Raw genomic sequence first — 6548 nt, forward strand, 5'->3', positions numbered from 1 at the left:
CCCTTCATTTATTCGGACCGTACTTCGAGGACATAGCCCATGCCACGAACGGTATGTAGCAGTTTGATATCGAACGGGGCATCCACTTTGGCTCGAAGTCGTTTAATGGCGACTTCAACCACGTTGGCATCGCTGTCAAAATTCATGTCCCATATCTGCTCAGCAATCATCATCTTTGACAGGATCTCCCCCTGATGTCGGGCCAGAAGGCTCAGCAGGGAAAACTCTTTCGCGGTCAGCTCCAGTCGCGTTCCGGTGCGAAATACCCGGCGAGCCAGTAAATCGAGATGCAGATCGTGAATTTGCAGCTGGGTGATATCTGCGCCATCCGTAGCGCGGCGACGCACCAGTGCCTGAATACGTGCCACCAGTTCAATAAGCGAAAAGGGCTTGGGCAGATAATCATCTGCGCCAAGACGAAGACCTTTAACGCGCTCATCGACCGAACCCCGTGCCGAGAGCATCAGCACCGGCGTCTGTTTGGCTGCTCGCACACCCTCAAGTACCCGGTAGCCATCCATCCCCGGCAACATCACATCAAGGATTATCGCGTCGTAGTCGAACTCCAGCGCGTAATGAAGACCTTCTGCGCCATCTGCTGAGACATCTACCGTAAACCCGGATTCACTCAACGCACGGTTGAGATAGGTTGACGTTTTTTCTTCATCTTCGACTAACAACAGGCGCATAACGGGACTTCCTCACGTGGGGGATCAACGAGGCGGCGGCAATATCCGCCCCGGCGGCTAACAGCTTGCGTCGCTCTGGCATTGTTGGGTCATTCTGGCTTTTCATTGATCGCTCATTCTCAGAAAATTGAACATGGATCCTGTTAAACGAGACCATTCTGCCTCCTGATTGCCAACATAAAGCTGACAGTTGCCTGACAGCGTTGTCAGAAACACTCACCGTCCCGGCCCCTTTCCTGACAAAAATGTTATTTCCCTGTCACGATGCTGACAGCCCTCTCTCCCTAATCTGAGCCTGCAAATTTGATTCCGCGAGCCTGCATAACCAGTCTGACACTCATCGGGAGAGACCATGAAATTCACGCTTATCAGTGCAATGCTACTCACGGCAATGGCCGGAGTGACCTCAGTCAATGCGGCTGATTATAAAAAAAATCCATTCACACTGGCCTATGACGATGCCATCACCAGGAACGTCAACGGCAAGGTCAACATTCATCCGGTGAAATACGATCTGCATGGCATCCAGATCGCCGCGAATGTCTATACCCCTGCTAACTACGATCCAGCTAAAAAATACCCTGCCGTGGTGGTCGCACATCCTAATGGTGGCGTAAAAGAACAGGTCGCCGGGTTGTATGCGCAGCGACTTGCCGAACATGGGTACATCACGATTACCGCCGATGCAGCTTATCAGGGGGCTAGCGGTGGTATGCCTCGCAGCGTGGATAAACCGGCTAACCGTATTGAGGATGTTCACGGCATGGCTGACTATATCAGCCAGTATCCTGGTGTAGATACCGCCCGCCTCGGCCTGCTGGGTATTTGCGGAGGTGGCGGGTATTCACTTGTTGCCGCCGGGACGGACAAACGGTTCAAATCGATTGCAACCATCAGTATGTTTAATTCAGGCCTTGTACGCCGCAATGGTATGCAGGATTCACAGCTGGATACTGTCCAGCAGCGTCTTCAGCAGGCTTCTGACGCACGTGCTCAGGAAGCCGCCGGAGGAGAAGTGCTTTACTCCGGCGATGCCAACATGACTGATGAACAGATTGCTAAATTACCTTTTGCCTTGTATCGGCAGGGCTACGAGTACTACTGGAAAACCCACGCCCATCCGAACTCTACGTTCAAATACACCACCAGCAGTCTGCTGGATTTGATGAGTTTTGACGTAACGGACCATATCAATCTCATCAATAAACCGCTGCTGATGATTGCCGGTACAAAAGCCGATACGCTCTATATGACTGAAGATGCGTTCGCGAAAGCCACCGGTACGAAGGACAAAGAACTCTTCCTGATTGATGGTGCTACCCATATCGAGACGTACTGGGTGCCTGAGTACGTTAACAAGGCTTTGCAAAAATTAGACGTCTTCTTTGATAAGAATATTTAATCCGCATCTGTCGATACCCCGATGGGTATCGACTTATCCAGAATTTATCGTTCAGATTAACGGAGTCGGGATGAAAGATAATTACGCCTGATTAATAGCCGCTATGAATGAAATTCATAAAATCATTCGGGCAGGGGATAGTTGTTTTTTACCCGAACAGTCGCGGATCTACGCCGAAGTACGTGATGTACACAAACGGAGAGCCCGTGATAAAGGCGTAGGCTGCAACGTAACAGAACGTCAGGCATAGCGTAACACGCATGTATCTGGCGTTGGTTAGCAAGGCATAGTGGTTGTGAAAGGCTCTGGTTACGGAGGCTTGCGAGCGTTTTTCAGGAGGTAATGTCTCCGCTAACCAGAATAAAGACATCAGCATTAATGTTCCGACAATCGCCAGCAGCCAGAAAATGGCATGCCACGATGTGACTTTAATCATCTGCCCGTCGCCCGTCGCCCGTCGCCGGGCCGGCGTGAACTTTCCCCGCCTGCATTACAAAAGGTGAGCTTACCGGTTATCTCCGCAGTTCAGGTTGAATTCGCTCTTTAGCCTTATCTCCCCGCCGTGAGCCCAACTGGTTACCGTTGGGGATTAGAAATTATTTTTAATCTGTCCCTCGCTATTCTCCTGTTTCGCATAAAGATTGCCGGCTTTGTTATTTTACCTGCCCCTCATTCCCTTACAGACTGGCCGCATTCAACGAACGTCCCCGCCGTTACGGCAAAAGCGCCCGCCACTTCCCGGTGGCGCGTTTATGCCTGCGCAACGGTGAATCAACGAAGGGTTGGCTTGTGATGGAAAGCGGTCAGAGTAAAAAACGCATTGCCGTGATCGGCCTTGGCGCGATGGGGTGCGCCGCACTGCTGGCGCTGGCCCGTCAGGGACACCAGGCTGAAGGCTTCGAACAGTTTCGGGTGGGTAACGATGTCGGGGCGTCCGGCGGCCGCACGCGTCAGCATCGCCTGATTTACGGCGAAGGCAGCGCTTATACGTCGCTGCTGCTGCGGGCGCAGGCGCTGTGGCAGCAGCTGGAACGGGAGCAGCAGACGCAGCTGTACTGGCCGGGCGGTTTCCTGACCGTCGGCACGCCGGACAGCCCGTGGTTTCAGGCGGTGGAGCGTTCCGCCCTGCAGCAGCAGTTACCCGTTGAACGGCTGAGCCGCGAACAGCTGCGACAGCGCTATCCGCGGCTGAATATCGACGCCGACGAGCAGGGGCTATTCGACCCGGCCGGCGGCATCCTGCTCACGCACGAGCTGCTGCTGGCCAGCGTGGCGCAGGCCATTACGCTGGGCGCACGCGTCCATGAAGCGGCCAGCGTCACGGCGATTCACGCCGCGCCGCAGGGCCCGCTGTTAACCATCAACGGCGAGGAGCGCCAGTTTGATGAGGTGGTGGTGGCGGCCGGTGCATGGAGTAAAACCCTGCTGCCCGGCCTGCCCGTGGCGTCGCGCCGGCTGGGCAAAAGTTTTCACCTCGGCCGTGAAAGCGGCTTCGATACCACCCGCTTTCCGCCAACCATGCGCGTCACCGCCGGAAGGCCGATGTGGAACACCCAGCCGATGCCGGACGGCAAAACCTTTAAGTTCTTTGTCGGCGACGCGGAGATTGATGAGCAAAAGGATCCGCAGATCGTTGCCACCGAGGCCAGCAGCGCGCTGACCGGCACGCTGTACCAGCGTCTGGACCGGCAGATGGGCGAGGCGGTTAACGGCGCGCACCCGGCGATTATCGGCGGCGGCACCTGGCCGGAAGCCTACACCTTCGACCAGGCCCCGCTGCTGGGAGAGCTGCGCGCCCACCCGCACGTCTGGGTTGCCGCCGGGCTCTCCGGCCACGGCTTCAAGCTGGCCCCGGCGCTGGGCGAACTGCTGGCGCAGGCGATCGACCACCGCGTCGATCTCGACCGGCAGTGGGCCATTTTTTCTCCCGCACGACGTTTTGCCGAACCTACGGCCTCTTACTCACGTTAACACCAGGATCGTCCATGAACAAAACGCTTACCGGCCTGTTACTGGCCTCTTTCAGCACCCTGGCCGCCGCGGCCGACGCGCCTTCACCGCTGGCGGATAAGACCCTGCACGGCATTATGCAGAACGACTATGAACCGATCGCCTTTGTTGACGAGCAGGGGCATAACAGCGGCTATTTTTATGAGCTGGTGGCCGCGGCCGCCAGAAAACTCAACGCCACGCTGGAGGTGAAAAACGGCACCTTTGACACCTTTATCCCCGGCTTACAGAGCCAGCGTTTTGACGTCGCGCTGGGCACCGACGCCACGGTGCCGCGTCAGCAGGTGGTGGATGTTGTGCCGCTGATAGCCGCCGGCTACTCGTTTATCACCCGCGCCAGCGGGCCGGTGACGCTGGCAGACAGCCTGGATGCGCTGTGCGGCCACTCGGTGGCGGCGCTGGCCGGGCAGTCCACCATTGACGCGCTGAACGCCCAGGCCAGCCGCTGCCAGCAGCAGGGAAAACCGGCGCTGCGCGTGGCGATTTTCCCTTCACGCTCCGCCGCATGGCTGGCGGCGAAGAGCGGTCAGGCCGAGCTGACGCCGGTGTATACCGGCGAAGCGGGCTGGATCACTAAAAAAGATCCGGACTGGCGCGTCACCGGGCCGGTGTTTGACAGCGGTCAGTCCGGCTTTGCGGTCAGCAAAACCAGCGGTCACGCGCAGGCGTGGGCCGGCGCGATTAACGCGCTGATCGCCGACGGCACCTATCTGCAGATCCTCAGCAGGTACGGCGTGCAGTCCGTGGCGCTGAAAGAATCGCAGGTAAATCCGGCACGCTGATCCGCAGGGAGACGACGTCAGCGCGCGGCGCGCGCCGTCTCCCTTTTTTATTCTCTTCGCGTGCGGATAACGCCGTAATACCGGGTGACTGATGAGTGAAACAGAGCTGAGCGGGCCGACGGACGGGGCGGGGCGGGTCAGCGGGCAGCAGCGCAGCGTGCCGTTGTCCGTGACCGACGCGATCGGTGACATTGAACGGCGGCAGGGCATACGTCCGCAGAGCCAGCGTAAGCGGATCCTTTCTGCGCTGCTACTGCTGCTGTTTATGCTGTGGTTTGTGCGCGCGTCGGCCGCCAACCCGGCGTTTGACTGGCCGCTGGTCGGGCAGTATCTCTTCAACCCGCGGATCCTGCAGGGGCTGTGGACCACGCTGTGGCTGACGCTGCTGGTGACGCTGCTCAGCGTGGTACTGGGCCTGGGGATTGCGGTGATGCGGCTGTCCGAAAACCCGGTGCTCTCCTCACTCGCCTGGGGCTACATCTGGCTGTTTCGCGCCACGCCGATGCTGGTGCAGCTGCTGTTCTGGTTCAATATTGGTTATCTGGTGCCGACGCTGACGCTGGGCTGGCCGGGGCTGACGCCGTCAGTGACGCTGCCCACCAACGAATTAATTAACGCGCTGGGTGCCGCGATCCTCGGCCTGACGCTGCACGGTATGGCCTACGCCGCTGAATTTATCCGCGGCGGCCTGCTGGCGGTGCCGCAGGGGCAGCGCGAGGCGGCCACCATGCTCGGGCTGCGCCGGCGGCAAATCTTCCTGAAAATTACCCTGCCGCAGTCGCTGCGCAGCATTATTCCGGCGCTGGGTAACTTCCTGATCGACAACCTGAAAGGCACCTCGATGATCAGCGTGGTGGCGGTTACCGAACTGCTCTACTCCGCGCAGTTAATCTACAACAGCAACTACAAGGTTATTCCCCTGCTGCTGGTCGCCACCTTCTGGTACGTGGTGGTGACCTCGCTGCTGTCAGTTTTACAGTCGTGGAGCGAACGCTACTACGGCCGCAGTTATCACCGTCGCTGAGATTAAGGGTAAATCATGTCCGGAGACTTTAACGATCCTGAGCCGCTGGCGAAACCGCCGGTGGTCAGCGCCCGCCGCCTGCACAAGCGCTACGGCGAGAACGTGGTGCTGGAACATATTGACCTCGACGTGGCTCAGGGGGAAGTGCTGTGCCTGATCGGCCCCTCCGGGTCGGGGAAAAGTACCCTGCTGCGCCTGATGGCGACGCTGGAGCAGGCGGATGGCGGGCTGGTATTTTTTGGTCACCAGCCGCTGGGGGTGCAGCAGAAAGGTGACCGGTTGTTTCGTGCCGGAGAGAATATTACCCGGCAGCAGCGCGATCGTATCGGTTTTGTCTTTCAGCAGTTTAACCTGTTCCCCCATTTAACGGTGGTGGACAACATCAGTCTGGCGCCGCGCCTGCAGGGGCGACATCCTCGCGAAGCAAAGGAGCAGGCGCTGGCGCTGCTGGCACGCGTCGGCCTCGAACACAAGGCCGATGCCTGGCCCGGCAGCCTCTCCGGCGGCCAGCAGCAGCGCGTCGCCATAGCCCGCGCGCTGGCGCGGGAGCCGGAGCTGATCCTGTTCGACGAACCGACCAGCGCCCTCGATCCTGAGCTGGTCAACGAGGTGCTGGCGGTAATGACCGATCTGGCGGCGAG

General features: G+C 58.6%; 6 protein-coding genes and 1 pseudogene. 5 read left to right on the plus strand and 2 right to left on the minus strand.

All coding sequences use genetic code 11. From position 1 onward, the window contains the following. Positions 1–8: 8 nt before the first annotated feature. Entirely contained in the window at positions 9–689 is a 681-nt protein-coding gene (locus tag NV64_RS01300) for a heavy metal response regulator transcription factor (RefSeq protein WP_056237798.1), read from the minus strand. Between the two features lie 376 nt (positions 690–1065). Here NV64_RS01300 and NV64_RS01310 point away from each other — a divergent pair, with 376 nt between their 5' ends. Further along, positions 1066–2091 carry an alpha/beta hydrolase gene (locus tag NV64_RS01310; protein ID WP_233208899.1) on the plus strand — a complete coding sequence of 342 codons (1026 nt, stop codon included), beginning with the start codon at positions 1066–1068 and terminating at the stop codon, positions 2089–2091. Between the two features lie 151 nt (positions 2092–2242). On the opposite strand, the pseudogene NV64_RS23795 reads toward NV64_RS01310, so the two are convergent. Beyond that, positions 2243–2533 (minus strand): annotated as a pseudogene (locus NV64_RS23795) (Bcr/CflA family drug resistance efflux transporter); the annotation flags it as partial. 350 nt (positions 2534–2883) lie between these two features. Between NV64_RS23795 and NV64_RS01320 the strand changes: the two are divergent. The 4 genes from NV64_RS01320 to NV64_RS01335 form a co-directional block, all read left to right on the plus strand. Then, on the plus strand, positions 2884–4062 hold the full coding sequence (locus tag NV64_RS01320) for an FAD-dependent oxidoreductase (RefSeq protein WP_056237808.1): 1179 nt from the start codon (positions 2884–2886) through the stop codon (positions 4060–4062). Positions 4063–4076: 14 nt separating this feature from the next. Continuing rightward, complete coding sequence (locus NV64_RS01325; protein ID WP_101505143.1) at positions 4077–4883, plus strand: transporter substrate-binding domain-containing protein; 807 nt, start codon at positions 4077–4079, stop codon at positions 4881–4883. A gap of 91 nt (positions 4884–4974) precedes the next feature. Beyond that, positions 4975–5907 (plus strand): amino acid ABC transporter permease, encoded by a 933-nt coding sequence (locus NV64_RS01330; protein WP_101505144.1) that lies wholly within the window; start codon positions 4975–4977, stop codon positions 5905–5907. Positions 5908–5922: 15 nt separating this feature from the next. Continuing rightward, positions 5923–6548, plus strand: a 626-nt coding sequence (locus NV64_RS01335; RefSeq protein ID WP_101505145.1) for an amino acid ABC transporter ATP-binding protein, incomplete at its 3' end; no start/stop codon positions are given.

The organism is Erwinia sp. B116 (genome assembly GCF_002865965.1).
Lineage (GTDB): Bacteria > Pseudomonadota > Gammaproteobacteria > Enterobacterales > Enterobacteriaceae > Erwinia.